Origin of the sequence: Rhizobium sp. 862_C5_N1_2, assembly GCF_051811205.1 — a bacterium.
GTDB lineage: Bacteria > Pseudomonadota > Alphaproteobacteria > Rhizobiales > Rhizobiaceae > Rhizobium > Rhizobium leguminosarum.
Genome location: NZ_JBPWPT010000002.1, coordinates 98968 through 120257 on the forward strand (window position 1 = coordinate 98968; position 21290 = coordinate 120257).

20 protein-coding genes are annotated in these 21290 nt (G+C 60.9%); 7 read left to right on the top strand and 13 right to left on the bottom strand.

Features of this window, described 5'->3' with window-relative positions; genetic code table 11:
• Window positions 1–49 precede the first annotated feature (49 nt).
• From ACD590_RS24805 to ACD590_RS24835, 7 genes are all read left to right on the top strand, one after another.
• On the top strand, window positions 50–985 hold the full coding sequence (locus ACD590_RS24805) for a sugar-binding transcriptional regulator (protein WP_027686361.1): 936 nt from the start codon (window positions 50–52) through the stop codon (window positions 983–985).
• Window positions 986–1084: 99 nt separating this feature from the next.
• Window positions 1085–1861, top strand: coding sequence for a DeoR/GlpR family DNA-binding transcription regulator (locus tag ACD590_RS24810; RefSeq protein WP_193444454.1), 777 nt, complete (start codon window positions 1085–1087; stop codon window positions 1859–1861).
• Complete coding sequence (locus ACD590_RS24815; RefSeq protein WP_193444455.1) at window positions 1858–2628, top strand: triose-phosphate isomerase; 771 nt, start codon at window positions 1858–1860, stop codon at window positions 2626–2628. The genes ACD590_RS24810 and ACD590_RS24815 overlap by 4 nt, the downstream gene beginning before the upstream one ends.
• An 11-nt stretch (window positions 2629–2639) precedes the next feature.
• Window positions 2640–3095: a D-erythrulose-4-phosphate isomerase gene (gene derI / locus ACD590_RS24820; RefSeq protein ID WP_003562478.1), complete on the top strand. Its 456-nt coding sequence runs from the start codon at window positions 2640–2642 to the stop codon at window positions 3093–3095.
• 279 nt (window positions 3096–3374) lie between these two features.
• Window positions 3375–4433, top strand: coding sequence for a non-homologous end-joining DNA ligase (gene ligD, locus ACD590_RS24825; protein WP_439021028.1), 1059 nt, complete (start codon window positions 3375–3377; stop codon window positions 4431–4433).
• 241 nt (window positions 4434–4674) lie between these two features.
• The gene (locus ACD590_RS24830) at window positions 4675–4908 is read left to right on the top strand and encodes a BrnA antitoxin family protein (RefSeq protein WP_018245667.1); all 234 of its coding nucleotides are present in this window, start codon (window positions 4675–4677) and stop codon (window positions 4906–4908) included.
• Between the two features lie 225 nt (window positions 4909–5133).
• Window positions 5134–5529, top strand: coding sequence for a hypothetical protein (locus tag ACD590_RS24835; RefSeq protein WP_439003599.1), 396 nt, complete (start codon window positions 5134–5136; stop codon window positions 5527–5529).
• A gap of 73 nt (window positions 5530–5602) precedes the next feature.
• Here the strand turns inward: ACD590_RS24835 and ACD590_RS24840 are convergent, their stop codons facing one another.
• From ACD590_RS24840 to araD, 13 genes are all read right to left on the bottom strand, one after another.
• Window positions 5603–6502: a carbohydrate ABC transporter permease gene (locus tag ACD590_RS24840; protein WP_018444785.1), complete on the bottom strand. Its 900-nt coding sequence runs from the start codon at window positions 6500–6502 to the stop codon at window positions 5603–5605.
• Between the two features lie 40 nt (window positions 6503–6542).
• Entirely contained in the window at window positions 6543–7475 is a 933-nt protein-coding gene (locus ACD590_RS24845) for a carbohydrate ABC transporter permease (protein ID WP_018516760.1), read from the bottom strand.
• Window positions 7476–7559: 84 nt separating this feature from the next.
• On the bottom strand, window positions 7560–8864 hold the full coding sequence (locus ACD590_RS24850) for an ABC transporter substrate-binding protein (RefSeq protein WP_018444783.1): 1305 nt from the start codon (window positions 8862–8864) through the stop codon (window positions 7560–7562).
• A gap of 148 nt (window positions 8865–9012) precedes the next feature.
• Window positions 9013–10080 carry an ABC transporter ATP-binding protein gene (locus ACD590_RS24855; RefSeq protein ID WP_439003600.1) on the bottom strand — a complete coding sequence of 356 codons (1068 nt, stop codon included), beginning with the start codon at window positions 10078–10080 and terminating at the stop codon, window positions 9013–9015.
• A 167-nt stretch (window positions 10081–10247) separates the two neighbouring features.
• On the bottom strand, window positions 10248–11234 hold the full coding sequence (gene denD / locus ACD590_RS24860) for a D-erythronate dehydrogenase (RefSeq protein WP_334545660.1): 987 nt from the start codon (window positions 11232–11234) through the stop codon (window positions 10248–10250).
• Window positions 11235–11255: 21 nt separating this feature from the next.
• Window positions 11256–11984, bottom strand: coding sequence for a FadR/GntR family transcriptional regulator (locus tag ACD590_RS24865; protein ID WP_018516763.1), 729 nt, complete (start codon window positions 11982–11984; stop codon window positions 11256–11258).
• 81 nt (window positions 11985–12065) lie between these two features.
• Window positions 12066–13127: an Ldh family oxidoreductase gene (locus tag ACD590_RS24870; protein ID WP_439003601.1), complete on the bottom strand. Its 1062-nt coding sequence runs from the start codon at window positions 13125–13127 to the stop codon at window positions 12066–12068.
• Between the two features lie 77 nt (window positions 13128–13204).
• A complete protein-coding gene (locus ACD590_RS24875; protein ID WP_018444778.1) occupies window positions 13205–14725 on the bottom strand; it encodes an ABC transporter substrate-binding protein in 1521 nt (506 codons plus the stop codon).
• Window positions 14726–14909: 184 nt separating this feature from the next.
• The gene (locus ACD590_RS24880) at window positions 14910–15815 is read right to left on the bottom strand and encodes a 5-dehydro-4-deoxyglucarate dehydratase (RefSeq protein ID WP_439003602.1); all 906 of its coding nucleotides are present in this window, start codon (window positions 15813–15815) and stop codon (window positions 14910–14912) included.
• Window positions 15816–15832: 17 nt separating this feature from the next.
• Complete coding sequence (locus ACD590_RS24885) at window positions 15833–17350, bottom strand: aldehyde dehydrogenase (NADP(+)) (RefSeq protein WP_018245657.1); 1518 nt, start codon at window positions 17348–17350, stop codon at window positions 15833–15835.
• 179 nt (window positions 17351–17529) lie between these two features.
• Window positions 17530–18240 (bottom strand): ribonuclease activity regulator RraA, encoded by a 711-nt coding sequence (locus tag ACD590_RS24890; RefSeq protein WP_247263566.1) that lies wholly within the window; start codon window positions 18238–18240, stop codon window positions 17530–17532.
• 22 nt (window positions 18241–18262) lie between these two features.
• Window positions 18263–19453: an L-talarate/galactarate dehydratase gene (locus tag ACD590_RS24895; RefSeq protein WP_047619902.1), complete on the bottom strand. Its 1191-nt coding sequence runs from the start codon at window positions 19451–19453 to the stop codon at window positions 18263–18265.
• 9 nt (window positions 19454–19462) lie between these two features.
• Window positions 19463–21199 carry an L-arabinonate dehydratase gene (gene araD / locus ACD590_RS24900; protein ID WP_439003603.1) on the bottom strand — a complete coding sequence of 579 codons (1737 nt, stop codon included), beginning with the start codon at window positions 21197–21199 and terminating at the stop codon, window positions 19463–19465.
• Between the last annotated feature and the right edge of the window lie 91 nt (window positions 21200–21290).

Sequence of the window (21290 nt, forward strand, 5' to 3'; positions counted from 1 at the left end):
GCACTGCGATACGGCGGAATCGCCGCATGACCTTCGAAAAGGAGCCGTGATGACGGACGCCGATGATACGCTTGCCGTGCGTGCTGCCTGGCTTCATTATGCCGGTGGCCTGACGCAGTCCGACGTCGCTCGCCGCCTCGGCGTGCCGTCGGTAAAGGCCCATCGCCTGATCGCCAGAGCGGTTGCCGATGGCGTCGTCAAAGTTACCATCGACGGGGATATTGTCGAATGCGTCGAGCTGGAAATGCGGCTTTCGGAACGCTTCGGGCTTCAATATTGCGAGGTCGCACCCGATCTCGGCGAGGAAGGCTTGCCGCTCCGCGCACTTGGCCATGCCGGCGCCGGCTATCTCAAGCGCGAGATCGAGCGCGGCGACAATACGGTGATCGGCCTTGGGCATGGCCGCACGCTTTCCGCCGCCGTCCAATATATGCCGAGGGTGAGCGCGAAGAACCTGCGTTTCGTCTCGTTGCTTGGCGGCCTGACACGAAACTACGGCGCCAATCCCTATGACGTGATGCATCGCATCGCCGAAAAGACCGGCGCCCATGCCTATGTCATGCCGGTTCCCTTTTTCGCCAATACCGGCGAGGACCGTGAAGTGCTGAAGGCGCAGCGTGCCGTCAAGGAGGTCTTCGACCTTGCCAATAACGCCGACCTGAAGCTCGTCGGCCTGGGAACTGTCGATGCCGAGGCGCAGCTTGTTTTGTCCGGCATGGTTGAACCCGGTGAAATTGACGACATTGCCGCGGCAGGCGGCGTCGGCGAAATCCTCGGACATTTTTTCGACGCCGACGGCCACATCCTCGACACCGCGCTGACGGCGCGCACGCTCTCTGCGTCTTTCCCCAAGACCAAGAAAGAGCGGCTTGTGGCGCTGGCGGGCGGACAGTCGAAAGTGCCGGCCATCCGGGCAATTCTGAATAGCCGCCGTCTTTTCGGGTTGATCACAGATGAGCGAACGGCGCAGGCATTGTTGAAGTAGCGATCGAAGGCAACAACATCTGATCGCAAAATCACATGATTAATGTTGATTATCACGTATGTTCTGTTATCTTAACATCAAACGAGGGTGGAGAGCAGGATGAGGCGGGAAGAGCGGCAGCAGTTGATCGTCAACCTGCTCGTCGAGAACAAGACCGTCGATCTCGACGACCTTGCCGATCGCTTCACTGTGTCAAAAATGACGATCCATCGCGATCTCGACGATCTCGAGCAGGCGGGCGTCCTGCGCAAGGTTCGCGGCGGCGCGACCATTGATGCCGGAACGCAGTTCGAAAGCGACTTCCGCATTCGCGAGCGCCAGGGCAACGAGGCCAAGCTGGCAATGGCTGAGACCGCGCTGGAGCTGGTCGAGCCGGGGATGACGGTGATGGTAAACGACGGCTCGATGGCGGCCGTTCTCGGCGAAATGTTGCTTCAGAAGCGGCCGCTGACGTTGATCACCAACAATGCTGCGATCATGGAGCGGCTGAAAGGCGAAACCGGCATCACCCTGATCGCACTTGGCGGCATCTATTCGGCGAAATTCAACGCCTATCTCGGCGTCGTCACCGAGGAGGCACTGTCGCGGCTGAGGGCCGACATTGCCTTCATTTCAACGCCTGCCGTCAGTGGCAGGCTCGCCTATCACATGGACGACAACGTCGTGCGCGCCAAGCGGGCGATGATCGCGTCATCGACCAGGACCTGTCTTCTGGTCAATCATCAGCGCATCGGCCACACCGCCCTGCATGTCATGGCAGATCTGGCCGATTTCGACGCGATTATCACCGACAGCGCACCGGATGCTGCTGTCCTGGAGGAATTCGGCAAGGCGGGCATTACGCTCACCATTGCATCAACGCAGGATCCGACATGACCGAAAAGCCGCGCTTCTGGATTGGCACCAGCTGGAAGATGAACAAGACGCTTGCTGAAGCCGAGCATTTCGCCCGCGGTCTAGAAGCCGCCGATGCCGCGCGCGACCCGCGTATCCAGCGCTTCGTCATTCCGTCTTTCACGGCGGTGCGCGAGGTCAAGGCGATGCTTGCCAAGACTTCGGTGAAGGTCGGCGCTCAGAACATGCATTGGGCCGACCAGGGCGCCTGGACCGGCGAAGTCTCGCCGGTGATGCTGAAGGACTGCAATCTCGATCTCGTCGAGCTCGGCCATTCCGAGCGGCGCGAGCATTTTGGAGAGACCGACGAGACTGTGGGTCTGAAGACCGAAGCGGCCGTTCGCCACGGTCTCATCCCGCTGATCTGCATTGGCGAGACGCTTTCCGACCGCGAAAGCGGAAAGGCCGCCGATATCCTCGCGGCCCAGGTGCGCGGCGCGCTTTCGAAACTTTCGGGCGCCCAAAAGGGTGCCGAAATCCTGCTGGCCTACGAGCCGGTCTGGGCGATCGGCGAGAAGGGCATCCCGGCGAGCGCAGATTATGCGGATGCCCGCCAGTCTGAAATCATCGCCGTTGCCGAAGCTGTGCTCGGCCGGAAGATCCCCTGCCTTTATGGCGGGTCGGTCAACCCGCAGAACTGCGAAGAACTGATCTCGAGCCCGCATATCGACGGGCTCTTCATCGGCCGTTCGGCCTGGAATGTCGAAGGCTACCTCGACATTCTGGCCAGATGCGCCGCCAAACTCTGAGGAGAAAGACAATGAAGCTTGCCATTGCAGGAGACAGCGCCGGCGAAGGCCTCGCCAAGGTTCTGGCCGACCATCTGAAGGACCGTTTCGACGTGTACGAAGTCTCGCGCACGAGCGCCGGTGCCGATCCTTTCTACGCCAACCTCTCGGACCGTGTCGCCTCAGGCGTCATCGACGGCACCTACGACAAGGCGATCCTCGTTTGCGGCACCGGCATCGGCGTCTGCATTTCGGCCAACAAGGTTCCGGGAATCCGCGCCGCCCTGACGCACGACACCTATTCTGCCGAGCGTGCAGCACTTTCCAACAATGCACAGATCATCACCATGGGAGCCCGCGTCATCGGAACGGAGCTGGCAAAGTCGATCGCCGATGCGTTTCTTGCCCAGACCTTCGACGAGAACGGCCGCTCTGCCGGTAACGTCAAGGCCATGGATGATCTCGACGCGAAGTACAGCGCCCGTTGAAGAATGCTGAGGGTGATTGCTGGGTCGGAGCGCGTTCGATGTCACTGAGGCCTTACCGGGACGACCAACGCGACGATTGCTCGGCCAATCCAGATCCGGCAGCGATTTCGGGACTTGGAATACGGGAGGCATCGACGCGTTAAGTCCTTGAAATGAGATTCGTTTCGACTCGGAACAATCAGCCGCGTGATTTGGTTGAGTAGCGTTGTTGCCATCGACGCGAAGAAGAAGCAGATGAAAAAGCCGAGCAGGGCACCCGGGGAGGTGTTAGACCTGATCATGAAGCACCCGCGCCGCCCAATTCTGCCCTTGCTTGGCGAGTCACAGTCGAAGCTGCAGTCTCGTCCGATCCGCAAGCGCGATCCTGACCAGCCCAGTCTGCCCTTCGATCCAATGCCGTTGCGCGTCGAGCCTTGCCTCGCGCTGCTGAAGCCGACCGTGCCTGTGGGGCCGGACTGGCTCTACGAGGTGAAGTGGGACGGCTACCGCTTGGCAATCCACATCGAGCCGAAGGGCGTGCGGGTCATCACCCGCGGCGGCCATGACTGGACCCACCGCTTCCCCACCATCGTCGCGGCAGCAAAAGAGCTTGGAGTAACCACTGCCATCCTCGATGGCGAAGCGGTTGTGCTCGATGATCATGGCCGGTCGGATTTTGGCGCCCTGCAGCGTTCACTCGGCGGACGGGGCGGCAAGCGGGTGTCGACCGAATCGATCCTCGTCGCCTTCGACCTTCTCTATCTCGACGGGCACGATCTCACCGGCACCGAGCTTGACGTACGCCGGCACCTGCTTGAAGACCTGATACCGGAAGACGATGATCAGGCGGTCCGCATTTCCGAAGAGATAGAACTGCCGGCCGAAGACCTTCTCGAGCACGCCTGCCATCGTCATATGGAAGGCATCATCGCCAAGCATCGCGACCGCCCCTACCGTAGTGGCCGCACGGGCGACTGGCTGAAAATAAAATGCGTCCAGAGCGAGAGCTTCATGATCGTCGGCTATGAGCAGTCGGCATCCGCCCGTGGTGGCATCGGCAGTCTGCTGCTGGCCGGCAGACAAGGCTTCGACTGGGTTTACCTGGGGTCGGTCGGGACAGGTTTCAGTGCCAGGGATGCTGAAGAGCTGAAAAAGACGCTCGACCGATTGAAGACGAGCCGGCCGGTCATTCCCCTGAAGGGCAAACGCCTCGTCTTCGTGCAGCCAACGCTGATCGCTGAAATCGAGTTTCGCGGCTGGACGGATGATGGCAATCTCCGCCATGCCTCCTACAAGGGGCTGCGCGAGGTTCAGGACAATGCCGCTGTTTTCGACATGAAAGGCATCTTGGGCCGTTGAGGACAAACGATTATCAGCTTTCCCCTTTGAGCGGGAATTCGACCCTAACCGCTGCCTATCATCGCCGACGGATCCGGTCGTCTCTGCGAAGTCGCCGACCGGTCTCTGCCGCCGGCACGCTGGCGATCGAGCCGGTCGGCTAAATCGCCGTTTCGTAAAACAAGATAAATAGTCGACGAAGCAGCCGACATCACGTATGCCGCTCATATGTCGCTCCGACAGGCAATAGAAAGTGACAACGATGACAAACCCGCCCCGCCGACCTGTCAATCCAATGGATGCCGCCGAAGCGTTGTTCAAACCCGCGAAGAAGAAGCTGGAACAAGCTGTCGAGCGGCCGGCGTTGCCGAATACCAAGGAGCTGGTTTCGCTCAAGATCGACAGCGATGTGCTGGCCTTTTTCCAGGAAAATGGCCCTGGCTGGCAGGATCGGATCAATGATGTATTGCGGGCCGCGATGAAGAACAGGGTCTGACCCTGTTGCACCCGAGCCGCGCCGCCGGCCGATGCATGGCCAGCTTCATCTATCCTAATGTATTGCTTTAAAGCAATTCGCCGCCGATCCTAGGCAACTGTTCGAGCCGCGGATAGGCACTCCGCATGCCAGGCATTAGAGCGCTCGCAAGATGATCGTGTTGATCGACAGGCTGGATTTCCTCGTCTTCTCGGCGCCCATCCATCGCTACGGCTGGTCGTTGTGATGCCGAATGCGCTGCACCGGCTTCTCCGCAGCAGCGTTGTCCATGTTCTCTTCGCCTTTTTGGCAATGGGCAGCTGGGCGGTTTTGGCCAATCTTGGACACGCCATGCCATTGCCGCTCTATGCTGGCCTTGTGCAGGGTGCGATATCCGCCTGCCTGACGCTTTTCCTGAAATCTGTGATCGACTGGCTTTCAAAGCGCTTCGTCGGATCGGTACGATTTTGGGCGCCGCCTCTCATTGCTTGTCTCGGCTCAGCCAGCATTCTGGTGGCGATCCATGCGGCGACCGGTACACCGGAAATACTCAAGACCATCGCATTTCCGCTGCTCGTATCGACGAGCTACGCGGCAATTTACAATTATTCGATCTCGGCAAGACGAGGTTTCGATACATGATGGGAAGGCCCCTGATCCCATTTAAGCTGCGGACACGCCTATCATTGCTACCGGGCGTGCCCGCGCTAGGCTCTCACTCCTTCACCGCCCCGGTCATCGATGAGACGTAGTAGTCCACGAAGAACGAGTAAAGGATGACCACCGGGAGCGAGCCGAACAGCGCACCTGCCATCAGAGCTCCCCATTCGAAGACGTCGCCGCGCACCAATTCGGTCAGCACCCCGACCGGAATGGTTTTGTTTTCCGACGACTGGATGAAAGTCAGCGCATAGATGAATTCGTTCCAGGACAGCGTGAAGGCGAAGATGCCGGCTGAGATCAGCCCTGGCACCGCGAGCGGCAGGATGATCTTGGTGAGAATCTGCCATCTATTGGCACCATCCACCAGTGCGCTTTCCTCCAGCTCGAATGGGATCGACCGAAAATAGCCCATCAGCAGCCAGGTGCAGAAGGGAATGAGGAAGGTCGGGTAGGTGAAGATCAGCGCCAACCGCGAGTCGTAGATCCCGAGCTTGAAAACAATGAAGGCAAGCGGGATGAAGAGGATCGACGGCGGCACGAGATAGGCAAGGAAGATCACCAGGCCGACTGAACGCGAGCCGGTGAAGCGGACACGCTCGATGGCATAGGCGCCGAAGACCGAGGCTACCAGCGAGAGAAAGGTGGAGCAGACCGCCACCAGCATCGTGTTCCACAGCCAGCCCGGATAGGACGTCTCGAAGAAAAGATATTTGATATGATCGAGCGTTGGCCCGACCACCCAGAAGGGGCTGTAATTGCTATAGTCGGTCAGCTGCTCGTTCGGCTTCACTGCGGTGATCGCCATCCAGTAGAACGGGAAGAGCAGCACGAAGACGAAGACGGCCATCGGCAGGTAGAGCATCACGATCCGCCGCGGCAGCCGGTTCAGATAGCTCATGCCTTCGGCATTGTCGGTCACGACCTGATCGGCGGCGTTTGAATTTATCGACATCATCACTCTCCCTAACCCCAATTTGGCCCTAGCCGTGGCCCTAATCCTGGCCGCCCTGCTGCCATTTGCGCCGTTGCAGGCCGAAGAAGCTGAACATGATTGCGCCGAGCAGGAAGGGCACCATGGCGACGGCGATCGCCGCACCCTCGCCGAGTTGACCGCCCGGAATGCCGCGCTGGAAGGAGAGCGTCGCCATCAGATGCGTCGCGTTGACGGGTCCCCCCTTGGTCAGCACGTAGATCAGCTGGAAATCCGTAAAGGTGAAGAGTACCGAGAAGGTCATCACGACGGCGATGATCGGCGTCAGCATCGGCAACGTTACATAGCGAAAACGCTGCCAGCTCGTGGCGCCGTCGAGCGAAGCAGCCTCCTGCAGCGACGCCGGTATCGTCTGCAGGCCGGCAAGCAGCGAGATCGCCACGAACGGAATGCCGCGCCAGACATTGGCGACGATGACCGATATGCGCGCATTTATGGGGTCGCCGAGGAAGTTGATCGGTCCGCTGATCAGCCCCAGCTTCATCAGCGACCAGGAGATGATCGAAAATTGGGAATCATAGATCCACCAGAAGGCCAGCGCCGAAAGCACCGTCGGCACCACCCAGGGAAGCAGCACGATTGCCCGAAAGAAGGATTTGAACGGCAGGTGCTGGTTGAGCAGCATCGCGAGCCAGAGGCCGAGCGCGAATTTCAGCACCGAGGCGACGGAGGTATAGAGAATGGTGTTGAAGACCGATAGCCAGAAGACGCTGTCGTCCATCAGGAACTGGTAGTTCTCCAGCCCGATGAAGATGCCGTCGCGGCCGATCCTTGTATCGGTGAAGCCGAGCCAGACGCCGAGCCCCAGCGGATAGGTGAGAAAGCAGACGAGGAACACGGCCGCCGGCAGCATGAACAGGAAGCCGAGCACATTGTTGTTCTGCAGGAGCGAAGAGATCGGCCCACGCCTGTCCTCCGAATTCACCATCGACATTGCCTATCTCCCAGATTGCGTTTGAACTCGCAGAGGACTTGCGGCATGCCGAGGGCCGGCACACCGCTTGCTTTGAGGCGTGGCTCAGACGCGATAGTAGCGGTTTGCCCGGCGTTCAGCTTCCTTCATCGCATCTTCGGGCGACATCTGGCCGGTGACGGCCGCCGCATACATGTCGACCAGAACGTAGTCGGCCATGGTCGCTGCCGAGGCATAACCGAGTGGGCCGGCATAGCCGTTCGGACGCAACTTTTCCGAGGCACGCGCATAAGGCGCGTGGATCGGGTCGGATGTCCAGATCGGGTTCTTGGCGAAAGCCTTGAGCGGCTGGCAGCAATAGGCGCTCGAGCCCTGGATCCAGGCATTCATCTGGTCGGCTTCCATCATGAACTTGATGTAGGCCTTCGCCGCTTCCGGATATTTGGTGTGCTTGAAGAGAAGCAGCGAACTCGTCTGGCAAAGCTCGACGCTCTTGCCGACAGGACCGATCGGGAAGTTCGTCGTGCGGATGTCCTTGGCGATCTCGGCGAGCTTCGGGTCATTCTTGGCGGTGTAATAGACCGAGACGCCGTTGGCGATCAGCGAGACCTGGCCAGCGAGGAAGGCGCGGTTGTTGTTGACGTCCTGCCAGCTTTCCGTGCCCGGAATGAAGGTCGCGTAGAGCTCCTTGGCGTAGTTGATCGACGCCAGCGTTTCCGGGCTGTTGATCGTCACCTTCCCGCCTTCGTCGACCATCATGCCGTTGTGGCTCCACAGCAGCCAATGGGCGTAGTTGTTGCCGTCGCCGACGGCCTTGCCATGCGGGAAGCCGGCCGGCGTGCCCTTGGCTTTCATCGCCTTGCAAAGCTCGAGGAAGCCCGCGGTGTCTTTCGGGAACTCGCTGAAACCGGCCGCCTTGACGTGAGTGTCGCGATAGACCACAGCATTGCCGATTGCGGTCAGCGGCATGGCGATGAAGGTGTCGCCGCGCGCGGCATAGCCCTTCACACCGTCATACCAGCCGCCATACTTGTTGCCGAGATAGTTGGCGAGCTCGGTCAAGTCGACCAGCTTGTCGGGATATTGGTGGGCGTCATCGAACCAGCACATGATGAGGTCCGGGCCGGAGCCGACATTGGCCGCAACGGCCGCCTTCGGGCGGATATCTTCCCAGCTTTCCTTGTCGATGCGTACCTCGACGCCGGTCGCTTCGGTGAATTTCTTGGTGTTGGCAAGCCAGGCCTCCTCGTCGCCCTTGACGAAGGGTGTCCAGCGCAGCAGGCGAAGGCTGGCGCCGCTTTCTGGCGTATAGGTCGGTTCGGCCTGCGCTAGGGATGGCCGAATGCCCAGGCCGGCGGCGCCGGCGACGGCAGCCGAGGCGGCAAGAAAGTCACGTCTCTTAATCCTCATGATATTCCTCCTCTTCAAACAGCGGGGGCGAACTCTCCGCCATTCACCTCCCGCTTGGTGAACGACGGTCCTTGCATCCCTGAACCAGGGTGCAGCCGACCTGCGGGTGACGGGGGCTCCTCCGCCCCCGCGCAGCCGCGGGACGGCGTCAGTCGGTCAATCTCCGGCCGCTCTCGGCATCGAAGAGATGAACATGTGCGGCGTCGATCGCAACGCGCAGGGTCTCGCCTGGCCGCGCGCTGACGCGTTCGCGGAAGACACAGCTGAGATCGCTGCCGCCGAGCCTGAGGATGAGATGCGTCTCATAGCCGGTCGGCTCGATCACCACGATTTCACCGGCCAGGCCATTGGCATCGAGCAGGATGTATTCCGGGCGAAGCCCGTAGACGAGGTCGCGGCCCATGGCGTCGGCCGGCGGATTGGAAACTGGGAGCGCCGTGCCGTCAGGCGCCTTGAAACTTGTCAGGTTTTCGGGGTCGAGCCTGCCCTTGATCATGTTCATCGCCGGTGAGCCGATGAAACCGCCAACGAAGAGATTGGCGGGTTTGTCGTAGAGTTCGAGCGGCGTGCCGATCTGCTCGACGACGCCGTCATGCATGACGACGATCTTGTCGGCCATGGTCATGGCCTCGATCTGGTCGTGGGTGACGTAGACCGTCGTCGTTTTCAGCCGCTGGTGCAGTTCCTTGATCTCGGCGCGCATGGCGACGCGCAGCTTCGCATCGAGGTTGGATAGCGGTTCGTCGAACAGGAAGACTTCCGGATCACGCACGATCGCCCGCCCCATGGCGACTCGCTGGCGCTGGCCGCCGGAAAGCTGGCGCGGATAACGGTCGAGCAATTTGTCGAGACCGAGGATGCCGGCCGCATATTTCACCCGCTTTTCGGCTTCCGCCTTCGGCGCCTTGTTCAGCATCAGCGAGAAGCCCATATTCTGCTGCACCGTCATATGCGGATAGAGCGCATAGTTCTGGAACACCATGGCGATGTCGCGGTCCTTGGGCGGCAGCGTGTTGACGACACGCCCGCCGATCTTGATCTCACCGCCGGAAATGTTTTCAAGTCCCGCCAGCATCCGCAGAAGAGTGGATTTGCCACAACCCGACGGGCCGACCAGGATCACGAACTCCCCGTCGGCAATGTCGATATCCACGCCTTTGATGACCGGAAATGCCCCGAATGATTTCCGCACATCCGCGAATTGAACGCCTGCCATACTCACTCCTCCCAGAAATCGAGCGCTACATGCTATGTATTCGTATTTTCGTATATCTTGGCCGCGGCCGTCATCTCCTCTAGGCCCTCGGCCGCTTCAATCCCGCATCTGTGGGCCTGCCCGGTCGGGATTTTCCTCCCATGCGACGGCGTTAGCCCAGTTTGATCTCATCCGGACGCACCCGGAGCGTCTTCGTCGAGGTAGACCTCAATCAACTCGTCGACGGTGGTTTCGGCGACGAAACCCAGTTGCGTCGCGCGTTCCGGCGCAAAGGACTTCGGCCATCCGTCGACGATCTTTTCAATGACCTCGTCGCGGCGACGATCAATCAAGTCCGCCGCCTCGGGACCAGCAGCGCGGCTCAAGGCGGCAATCTGGTCGGCAACGGTGGCGGCAACGCCCGGCATGGTGAGCGTGCGCCGAACACCCAGCGCCGATGTGTCGAGGGTCGCAGCATGGATCAGGAATTTGACGGCGGAACGCGGGCTCGCCAGCCAGTGTTTGACGGTCTCTTCGACCGGAAGTACAGCCCGCTGGCCCGCGAGCGGTTCACGAAGGATTCCAGAAAAGAAGCCCGATGCGGCAGCATTCGGTGCGCCAGGCCGGATGACGATGGTCGGCAACCGAATTCCGACGCCGTCAATGAAGCCGCGCCGCGAATAGTCGGCAAGCAGAAGCTCGGATATAGCCTTCTGGACTCCGTAGCTGGTGAGAGGTGCGAGCACGTAATCGTCGGGAATGGGATCGGGAAACGGCGAGCCATAGACCGCGATCGATGAGGAGAATACGAACCGGGGAACATAGGCTTGGCGGGTTCCTTCCCGACGGATCGCTTCCAACAGCGCTCGCGTGCCATCGAGATTGACCCGATAGCCGAGGTCGAAATTGCGCTCGGCTTCGCCGGAAACGATCGCGGCGAGATGGAAGATCACATCGGCCCGGCGAGCCGCGAGGGCTTCCGCCGCACCGCTTTCGGAAATGTCGGCAGCCAGTGCTTCCACCGACCCGGAGACGCCGGCGGGTACCGGCGGCGCCGTGACATCGGCGAGCGTCATGCGCGTGATCGCATGGCCGCCGAGTGAGCCGCTGCGCCCCAGTGTGGCAGCAAGCTTCCGGCCGATCATTCCTCCCGCCCCGATAATGAGAATATGCATCGTGTTTCGCCTCCCTGCGAGCTACGAAAAGAGCAGCTTGGTCGTCGTATAAATACGGGTTTCGTGGACCGCGAAGGCAGCGGCTGCGGCATCCGGATCCCGCGTCTCCAAGCCGGCGAGGATCATCCGGTGATCGGCGATGCTGGTGGCGATACTGCCAGGCTGCGATACAACGCGCCTTCGGTGGCTCAGAAGATAGGAATAAAGATCGGCGGCCATATCAGCCAGCACCGCGTTGCCGCTGGAGCGGTAGATGGCGGTGTGAAATTCCCGGTCACATATCAAAAAACGAACAGGATCGTCACAGGCGGCTTCCTGTGCTGCGATCGACTTGTGGAGATAATCAAGGGTTGAAGGCTCCATCTTGAGCGTGGCAGCCCTGACGACCTGTGCTTCGATAAGAAGCCGCGCCTCATGAACATTGTCGAGACTGTAGGCCGCGATGTCGCGATACCGCGCAGCCTGGACAGCCAGTTCGCCGACGTCTTCTGATGCCACCACCGTGCGCGTTCCGTGCACAACCGAGAGAATGCCGTGGGTGGAAAGGATAAGGATCGCGCCACGGACGGTCTCGCGGCTGACCGAGAGTGCGGAGGCGAGTTCACGTTCGCTGGGCAGCGGATCGCCCACTTTAAGGATGCCGGTGGCAATGAAGGTCGCAATCTTCTGGACGACGAAATCTTTCATCGACTTCTTCGGCGCTCCACCGAGCGCTGCAACGTCGTCTTCGAGCATTGCTCGAACATCCATTGCCTTTGCCCTCCCCGCGCTCAGGTCTACTGGTCCGGTTAGTGGACCAGTAGACCTGAGCTGACCAGGGTTGTCAACGCTTCATGGGCATGCGGCGACGTCGGGAATAGGCAAGCCGAGAATTTCGGCATGTTTACAAAGCTTCTGCCAAGGTGCATCGCCGACCGGCACGCCCTGTTCCAACGCCGAGCGGCGCCTTCGCGCTGCGCTGTCGCCCGGCATGCGAACGGGGCCATTGTTCCAGGGCGCGGGAGGATTGCTGCGGCATGCAGAGGCAAGAAAATCAGACTGCGCCGTGAAGGCATCCAGCCCGGCGAAAAAGGCGGGGTCAATGACCTGAAGGAAGGCGCTTTGCGAAAAGACACCGGCCGGCGCGTTCGCCCGTCCCTTGCCGGAAAGCCCCTGCCCCAGCAATTCGACGATCAGCCCGAGCCCAAAGCCCTTGTGGCCCTTCAACTGACCGCCGAGAGGCATCATCGTCCCATCCCGTTCGGTCACCTCGCGCGGATCATCGGTCGGCTCGCCTGCGGCGGTGAAGGCCCAGGCCTCCGGAAATTTCTTGCCGGCCTTGGCCAGGTTTTGCGTCATGGTCGTGGTGGTGATCGAGGCCGAGACGTCGATCAGGATCGGATCCGCGGATGTCGGGAAACCGGCAGCCATCGGGTTGGGCGTCAGGAGCGGCTTCGTGCCGCCATAGGGCGCAACGCGGCTTGCAGCGGGATGCGACACCGACAGCTGCACGATGAGGCCCCGTTCGGTCACCTGCCGCATGAAGGCTGAAAGAGCGCAGGTATGGTGGCAGTTGCGGATCGCGGCGGTGACGACGCCATGATCGCCGACGCGTTCGCAGGCCTGGTCGATCGCCTTGGTCAGCAGCCAAGCGCCAGGCAAGGATTTGCCGTCCCAAACAAAGGCCGCGCCGCGGTCATTGACCGCCTCATAGCTGCCCGACTTCGCCAGCGAACCGTCTTCCAACGCCTCGACATACCAGTTCAGAAGGCTGACACCATGCGTTTCGTGGCCGATCATGTCGCCTTCCACCAGGACGGCGGCAGTCGTTTCGGCCTTGTCGGGCTCCATGCCCGCACGGGTCAATATCTGCTCGGCGAATTGGGTCAGGGCAATGCGGTCAATCAGGGGCATAGCTATCCCTCCGTCAGGTCATGGAAAGCACGGGCCGCTATTTGCGGACGACCCGTGCCTAAATTCTGCGAACCGGCTTACTTGAAGCGGATCTGCGACAGCTGCAGTTCGGAATTCGTCGCGATCGTCGGCTTGAAGTCGAGACGCGGCGAGACGCGGGTGAACCCCACCATGTGAAACATCGGGATGTCCGCGATGATCTCGGTGTTCACCTTGGCGAACAGCTCCTTCCAGAGCTTTGTGCGTTCGTCGCCGGTGGCAGACGTCGCCTTGGCGATCAGCGCGTCGACAGCGGGATCCCGGACCATGGAGTGGGAGCCGTCGGTCGCGTATTTCACGAATGCGGTGAAGACGGGATCGCCGGTCGCATTATCGTGCTGCGACTGGGTCAGCGTCGGACCGGAATCGGCCACAAAGGGTGCAACGAAGTAACCGTTCCACACGGAAACGTCATACATGTCGAGCTTCACGTTCAAGCCGACTTCCTGAAGCATTGCCATCATCGCTTCCATCGCTTCGGTGGCGTTTGGATATTGCCCGTTGCGACCGATGATGCGGATCTCGCGATCGACCGGAACGCCGTCAGCTTTCGCCGCTTCGACCAGTGCTTTCGCTTTTTCGGAATCATAGGGCCAGGCGGGGATATCGGGATTGTAGCCGATCGTTGTGGGTACGACGAGCTGCGTCGCGATCTTCGCCTGTTCGGGAAACAGCGTTCCGAGCATCGCCTGACGATCGATGGCGAGGTTCATCGCTTCGCGGATGCGCCGATCGTTAAGGGGTGCTGCACGCGTATCGATGCGCAGCGATGTCGTTTCGGAATTCGGATAGGCGAAATCGGTTTCCTTGTTGGTGGCATCCTGTACGGATACGGCCGGAACGATATCGGCTTCGCCGGCATCGACCATGGCCGCAGCAACGGCGCTGTCGGAGCGGAACAGATAGGTCGCCTGTTCAACCTGCGGCTTCTCGCCCCAATATTCCGGATTGCGCTTCAGCACGATCGACTGGCCGATATCCCATTTGTCGAAGGTATAGGGTCCGGTGCCAATCGGCTTGCGGGTGAATTCGTTTGCTGGTGTCGCCTCGGCCGATTCCACAGCCATCACCGTCATCAGAAGCGGAAGAATCGGTTGCGCCGGCTTTGTCGTAATACGGATGGTGTTGGCATCCGGCGTCTCGAAGCTGAACTCCGTGCCGCCGAAATATTTGCCGCCGGTCTCACAGCTGAGCTTCTTGTTCTTGTTGCGCTCGATGGTGAACTGGACATCTTTGGCGGTGAACGGCTTGCCATCGTGCCATTTGACATTCGGGCGCAGCTTGAACTCCCAGGTGTCGTCGTCGATCTTCGACCATTCCGTCGCCAGGCGGGGTTTGAGGCCGCCATTGACGTAGTCGAATTCCACCAGCATCTCGTTGACGTTTTCAGAAATGACCCGGCCGACGTCCTGGCGCGCTGCCATGCAGGGCTCGACGACATCGACGGTTTCGGCAAGCACAACAGTGACCTTGCTCTTGGCATCCTCAGCGTGAGCCGAGCCGGCGCTCAGCGCGAGCACCGTTGTTGAAAAGCAGGCAGCTAACAAATGCAATTTCATATCGTTCTCCTCCCATGCGCCTTTGGCGCTCCTCACAGTGAACTGCGTCCCGTTTCCGGTGCCCCGGCATCCATCTCCTCATAGTTCTGCAAAGCACAAGTGCACTAATATACTAGTTGACGACAGCCTTCAACCCTGACGCTCCGAAGCGCGGAGCCTTCAACCGTGGCTGGGATGCGAAATTTTACCTTGCCGAAGCAATCAGTTCGCGCATCATCTCGACTTCCTCATCGGTAAGATCCGTCAGCGGCGCCCGTACCGGTCCGGCCTCGAAGCCGCGCAAACGCACGCCTGCCTTGACCGCGGATACCGCATAACCGGCCTTGCGATCGCGGATACGGGCAAAGGGATAGTAGAAATCGCGCAGCATCTGTTCACAGGCCGCGTCGTCACCGGCAAGGAATGCCTTATGAAATTTCAGTGCCGTTTCAGGCACGAAATTGAAGACCGCCGAGGAATAGGTCGGCATGCCGGCTCCGCGATAGGCCTGGGCAAACAGTTCATGTGTCGGCATGCCGCCAATATAGGAAAGCCGGTCCCCGAGCGCGATCGTGACACGGCGCACCGTATCGATGTCGCCGGTACCGTCCTTGAAGCCGATCAGATTTGGGCATTCGTCGGCAAGCTGAGCAAGCTGCTCGGCTGAAACCCGCGCCTGGCCACGATTATAGACGATAACGCCCATATTGGTGGCCTTGCAAACGGCTCGTACACGCGCGGCAATGCCATCTGCCGGCGCCTCGGTCAGGTAATGCGGCAGCAGAAGAATGCCGTCGCCACCTGCTGCCTCGATCTCGCGAGCCATGTCGCAGGCAATGCGCGTGCCGTAGCCGCATCCGGCAATAACAGGCGCATCGCCGGACACGGCGCGGGCGGCCTTTACCACCTCAACCACTTCGCCTGGCGTCAGCGAGAACAGCTCACCGGTGCCGCCGGCAACGATCAGGCCGGCAACGGGGTAGGATGACAACCATTCCAGATGCGCTGAAAACGGCCTGGGGGCAAACCGGTCCTCGGCATTGAAAGGGGTGACGGGAAAGGACAGCAGGCCGTTGCGAATGATCTCGCGAAGTTCCGTCGGGGCGATCAATTTTATACTCCTCGGTTTCAGTTGCGCAGGTCTTGCGGCAATAGGTCGGCGGGGAAATTCTGATAGGCGACGGGGCGCAAAAACCTGCGGATCGACATGGTCCCGACGCTGGTCGCGCCGAAATTGGTCGAGGCCGGATAGGGTCCGCCATGCACCATGGAATCGACAACCTCGACGCCGGTTGGGAAGCCATTGACCAGCAATCTGCCCGCCTTCCTTTCAAGGATCGGCAGCAGGTCGCGGGCAAGGTCAAGATCGGCGTCGTCCATGTGGATCGTCGCGGTCAGCTGTCCCTGAAAGCTTTCGGCAAGGGCGACCATCTCTTCAGGCGAGCCGACGCGCACGACAAGGCCGAGAGGGCCGAACACCTCTTCGCTGAGCGAGTGATCGGCAAGCCAGGCCGAGCCGTTGGTCTCGAACAGGTTCGGCGCTGCGTCGCGGCCGGCATTCTCTGCGGTGAGAACCGGCGCGACCGCATTGCTTGCCCGCATCCGGTCGACACCTTCGTGATAGGCGGTGGCGATGCCTTTGGTCAGCATCGTCTGCGGTGCCACCTTTTCAAGAGCCGACTTGGCAGCACGGGTGAACTTGTCCGCCTCCGGCCCGTCGACGACGACGGCGATACCAGGGTTGGTGCAGAACTGGCCGGCACCAAGCGTCAGTGAACCGGCCCAGCCGGAACCGATTGCCTCCGCCCGGGCAGCGGTAGCGGCCGGCAGCAGGAACATCGGATTAACGCTGCCGAGTTCCCCGAAAAAGGGGATCGGCTCAGGGCGCTGGGCGCAAAGGTCGAAGAGCGCACGACCGCCGGCAAGCGAGCCGGTAAAGCCAACGGCTTTGATGGCCGGATGCGTCACCAGAGCCGTTCCGACATCACGGCGGCCCCCCTGGATCAGGCTGAAGACGCCGGCCGCCATTCCAGTGCGCTCGATCGCGGCTGCAATCGCTTCGGCAATGATCTCACCTGTGCCGGGATGGGCTGAATGTCCCTTCACCACGACCGGGCAGCCCGCCGCAAGCGCGGCCGCCGTATCACCGCCGGCCGTCGAGAATGCAAGCGGAAAATTCGAGGCGCCGAATACGGCGACCGGCCCGATCGGCCGTTGTACCAGACGGATCTCGGGCCGCGGCGCCGGTTGCCGATCGGGTTGGGCCGCATCGACGCGGGCGTCAAGATGCGCGCCCTTGCGGATATGGTCGGCAAACAGTCTGAGTTGGCCGGTGGTGCGAGCGCGTTCGCCGTTGAGCCGGCCCTCTGGAAGCCCGGTTTCCTGCGTTCCGATGAGGGTGACGGCCTCGCCGCGCTTGTCGATCTCCTCGGCGATTGCCTCAAGGAAGATGGCGCGTTCCTCGCGTGTCGTTGCCGAAAATGCTGCAAAAGCAGCTTCGGCAGCGCGGCAGGCGCGGTCGACCAGTTCCGTTGTGCCAACAGCAAAGTCATGTGCCTGCCCATGCGCCGGCTCGGAGCGAAATGTCGTCGTTCCGGCGATCCACTCGCCGGCGATGAAATGCCTGCCTGAAGGGGTCCAGCTCATTGTTATTCTCCTCGGCGGAGCCTCGCTCCGTCCTGATGCGTGAAGTGTTGTTCAAGATGCGCCGCGTTAGAACTGGATGATTTTAGGCCAAGTCGGCCTAAAACGTGAATCCTGTTCTAAATTAAAGAGTTAGAGCATGATGTCGTCCGAAAACCGCTCACACTTTTCGGCATCATGCTCTAGCGGCCATTCACCTTCCGCCATCCGGCAAAGAGCGTCAGATTGCTTTCGTCGGTGGCCGGGTAGAGACCAATGATCGTGTGGCCTTGCTTGACGCGCTCGGTGACGAAATCCTCGTAAGCGGTCATCTCGACCGCTTCATCGGCGATCTCGTCGGCGATCTCGGCAGGGATGACGATCACGCTGTCGTCGTCGCCAACCATGATGTCGCCCGGGAAGACCGCAACATCCCCACAGCCTATCGGCACATTGATGTCGATTGCCTCGTGGAGCGTGAGGTTCGTCGGGCTGGAGGGACGATTGTGATAGGCGGGAATATCAAGGCCGCCGATCGTCATGGCGTCCCGGAAGCCGCCATCGGTGACGACGCCGGCCCCGCCGCGCATCATCAGGCGGGTAATCAGGATGTCGCCGGCAGAGGCTGCGCGCGGATCCTTGCGGCTGTCCATCACCAGAACAGAGCCTTCCGGGCAAGTCTCGATGGCAAGCCGTTGCGGATGTTTCGGGTTCCGAAAGACGTTCATCGCGTTGCGGTCCTCGCGCGCCGGCATGTAACGCAGCGTGAAGGCCGGTCCCACCATATTGCGGCCCTTCGGCTGCACCGGCCGAACATCCTGGACCGTCTGGTTTCTCAAGCCGCGCTTGAACAGTGCCGAACAGAGCGTCGCGACGGAGACGCCCATCAGCTTTTCACGGGTTGCGGGGTTCATATTTCCTTCTCCTCGTTCTCGTTCAGACGCCGAAGCTGCGGGTTTCCACTGTCCAGTCACGGGTTTTGCCCGTCAGGCTGCAACCAAGCCCCGGACGGGCCGGCACGATCATCCGACCGTCCCTGATATCGAGTTGTTCGTTAAACAGTGGCGCCAGCCAATCGAAATGCTCTACCCACGGCTCATGCGCATAGGCGGCAGCCAGGTGCAGATGGATTTCCATGGCGAAATGCGGCGCCAGGCGCATACGTTTCGCCTCGGCGTGCGTGCAGATGCGCAAAAAGGGCGTGATGCCGCCCACCCGCGGCGCATCCGGCTGAATGAAGTCGACGGCATCGGCCCGGATCAGCGCCATGTGCTCGTCGGCGCTTGCCAGCATTTCGCCGGTGGCGATCGGCGTGGCGAGTTCGCGTGCCAGTGCCGCATGGCCCTCGGCATCATAGGCGTCCAGCGGCTCTTCGATCCATTCAAGATTGAGCGGCTCGACCATCCGGCCGAAGCGCAAGGCCGTCGTGCGGTCCCATTGCTGATTTGCATCGACCATCAGCGGAACACGGCCATCGATATGGCTGGTCACGGCATCAAGCCGGCGAAGGTCGATCATCGGGTCCGGCTGTCCGACCTTGATCTTGATGCCGCCGATACCGGCGGCGATCGAATGGTCGATGGCATCGCGGATTTCCTCGACGCTTGATGACAGGAAGCCACCGGAGGTGTTGTAGCAGGCAACACTGTCGCGATGGGCGCCAAGCAGTTTTGCAAGCGGCAGGCCGGCGCGTTTCGCCTTCAGGTCCCAGAGGCAGATGTCGATGGCGGCGATTGCCTGGGTTGCAATGCCGGAGCGGCCGACCGAGGCCCCGGCCCAGCAGAGCTTGTCCCAGATGCGCGCGGTATCGTTGGGGTCTTCGCCGATCAAGTTGTCGGCAAGCTCGCAGGCATGTGCATAAAGGGCAGGTCCGCCTGCCCGCTTCGAATAACTGAAACCAAGCCCACTATGGCCAGCCTCGGAGACGATCTCGCAAAACAGAAAAGCCACCTGGGTCAGCGGCTTCTGCCGGCCCGTCAACACCTTGGCATCGCTGATCGGTCGCGCCAACGGCAGGTAAACGAGCGACAGGGTGACCGATCGGATAGCGTCCAGCTTGGACGGACCGGCAGCGAAGCCAGCCTTGGGCGGCTGTGCGGGGATCGTGCGTCGATTGGGATCAAACATCGTGGTGCCTCAGTTGATAGCCGGTTCCGGCGTCTTGCCACCGAATTCCGTCGTCAGGAAATCAAAGTCGCAGCCTTTGTCTGCCTGCTCGATATGGCTGGAGAACATAAAGCCGTAACCGCGCTCGTAATGCCGCGTCGGCGCCACCCAGGCGGCCCGCCGCGCTGTCATTTCTTCTTCGGAAACCAGCATATTCAGACTGCGTGCCGGAATATCGAGCTCGACCATGTCCCCCGTTTTCAGCAGTGCCAGAGGCCCGCCAACATAAGATTCCGGTGCGACATGCAGCACGCAGGCGCCAAAACTGGTTCCGGACATGCGGGCGTCCGAGATGCGTACCATGTCGCGCAGGCCGAGCTTCAACAGCGCCTTCGGCATCGGGATCATGCCCCATTCCGGCATGCCCGGTCCACCCTGGGGGCCGGCGTTGCGTAGAACGAGAACCGTGTCCGGCGTCAGCGGATAGTCGGGATCATCGATGATCTTCTTCATCTCCGCATAGCTGTCGGCGACCAGCGCCGGGCCGCAATGGCGATGGAATTTCGGGTCGCAGGCCGCTGGTTTGATAACCGCGCCGTCGGGACAGAGGTTCCCCTTGAGCACGGCCAGCGAACCTTCGTGATAGACCGGGTTCGACAATGGCCGGATAACGTCGTCATTGTAGATCTTCACCTGGTCGAGACCATCCACCAGGCGTTTTCCCGTCACGGTAATCGCGGTGGGATCCAGCTTGTCGCCGAGCTGCTTCATCAGGGCGCGCAGGCCACCCGCATAAAAGAAATCCTCCATCAGGTAGGTCGAACCGGAAGGCCGGATGTTGGCGAGAACCGGCGTCGTGCGACCGATGCGATCGAGATCGTCGAGCTCCAGCGGGACGCCGGCGCGCCGCGCCATGGCGATCAGGTGAATGATGGCATTGGTGGAGCAGCCGGTCGCCATAGCAACCGTGACGGCATTGTCGACGGCCGCCGGAGTGATGATCTGATCCGGCGTCAGATCCTCCCACACCATATCGACGATACGGCGGCCACAGGCCGCCGACATGCGCTGGTGGTTGGCGTCGGCTGCCGGGATCGAGGATGCGCCCGGCAGCGTCAATCCCATAGCCTCTGCGATGGCCGTCATCGTCGACGCCGTGCCCATGGTCATGCAATGGCCATAGCTGCGGGCGATTCCGCCTTCGATGCCCTGCCACTCCTCCTGGGTGATCGTGCCGGCACGGCGCTCATCCCAGTATTTGAAGCCGTCGGTACCGGAGCCTAGCGTCTTGCCGGCATAGTTGCCGCGAAGCATTGGGCCGGCGGGGAGATAAATGAAGGGAATGCCCATGCTGGTTGCGCCCATGACAAGGCCGGGTGTCGTCTTGTCGCAGCCACCCATCAGAACGGCGCCATCGACAGGATGGCTGCGCAGCAGCTCCTCGGTCTCCATCGCCAGCATATTGCGGTAGAGCATCGTCGTCGGCTTGACGAAGTTTTCGGAAAGGGAAAGAGCAGGCAGCTCCATGGGGAACCCACCCGACTGAAGAATTCCGCGCTTCACCCATTCGGCGCGTTCACGGAAATGCATGTGGCACGGCTGGGCATCGGACCAGGTGTTGATCACGGCAATGATCGGCTTTCCCTGCCAGTCCTCCGGTGCGTAACCCATCTGCATGGTCCGGGACCGGTGGCCGAACGAGCGCTGATCATCCGGCAGCATCCATCGGGCCGACCGCAATTGCTCGTAGGTTTTCCTTGCGGTCACGGCTCTCTCCCACCTTTTCGCTTGTTTATCTCAGCGTTTGCACCAACTGATATTTTAGTTTGACATATATATCAATGGAAAGTTTGCGTTC

Coding starts and splice junctions, on each gene's coding strand:
- ACD590_RS24835 (WP_439003599.1), top strand. CDS start 5,134: ATGCCGAATGCGCTGCACCGGCTTCTCCGCAGCAGCGTTGTCCATGTT.
- derI (WP_003562478.1), top strand. CDS start 2,640: ATGAAGCTTGCCATTGCAGGAGACAGCGCCGGCGAAGGCCTCGCCAAG.
- ACD590_RS24885 (WP_018245657.1), bottom strand. CDS start 17,350: ATGAGCTGGACCCCTTCAGGCAGGCATTTCATCGCCGGCGAGTGGATC.
- ACD590_RS24845 (WP_018516760.1), bottom strand. CDS start 7,475: ATGTCGATGGTGAATTCGGAGGACAGGCGTGGGCCGATCTCTTCGCTC.
- denD (WP_334545660.1), bottom strand. CDS start 11,234: ATGCATATTCTCATTATCGGGGCGGGAGGAATGATCGGCCGGAAGCTT.
- ACD590_RS24855 (WP_439003600.1), bottom strand. CDS start 10,080: ATGGCAGGCGTTCAATTCGCGGATGTGCGGAAATCATTCGGGGCATTT.
- ACD590_RS24810 (WP_193444454.1), top strand. CDS start 1,085: ATGAGGCGGGAAGAGCGGCAGCAGTTGATCGTCAACCTGCTCGTCGAG.
- ACD590_RS24815 (WP_193444455.1), top strand. CDS start 1,858: ATGACCGAAAAGCCGCGCTTCTGGATTGGCACCAGCTGGAAGATGAAC.
- ACD590_RS24805 (WP_027686361.1), top strand. CDS start 50: ATGACGGACGCCGATGATACGCTTGCCGTGCGTGCTGCCTGGCTTCAT.
- ACD590_RS24870 (WP_439003601.1), bottom strand. CDS start 13,127: ATGCCCCTGATTGACCGCATTGCCCTGACCCAATTCGCCGAGCAGATA.
- ligD (WP_439021028.1), top strand. CDS start 3,375: ATGAAGCACCCGCGCCGCCCAATTCTGCCCTTGCTTGGCGAGTCACAG.
- ACD590_RS24890 (WP_247263566.1), bottom strand. CDS start 18,240: ATGAACCCCGCAACCCGTGAAAAGCTGATGGGCGTCTCCGTCGCGACG.
- ACD590_RS24850 (WP_018444783.1), bottom strand. CDS start 8,864: ATGAGGATTAAGAGACGTGACTTTCTTGCCGCCTCGGCTGCCGTCGCC.
- ACD590_RS24875 (WP_018444778.1), bottom strand. CDS start 14,725: ATGAAATTGCATTTGTTAGCTGCCTGCTTTTCAACAACGGTGCTCGCG.
- ACD590_RS24830 (WP_018245667.1), top strand. CDS start 4,675: ATGACAAACCCGCCCCGCCGACCTGTCAATCCAATGGATGCCGCCGAA.
- ACD590_RS24895 (WP_047619902.1), bottom strand. CDS start 19,453: ATGTTTGATCCCAATCGACGCACGATCCCCGCACAGCCGCCCAAGGCT.
- ACD590_RS24865 (WP_018516763.1), bottom strand. CDS start 11,984: ATGGATGTTCGAGCAATGCTCGAAGACGACGTTGCAGCGCTCGGTGGA.
- ACD590_RS24840 (WP_018444785.1), bottom strand. CDS start 6,502: ATGTCGATAAATTCAAACGCCGCCGATCAGGTCGTGACCGACAATGCC.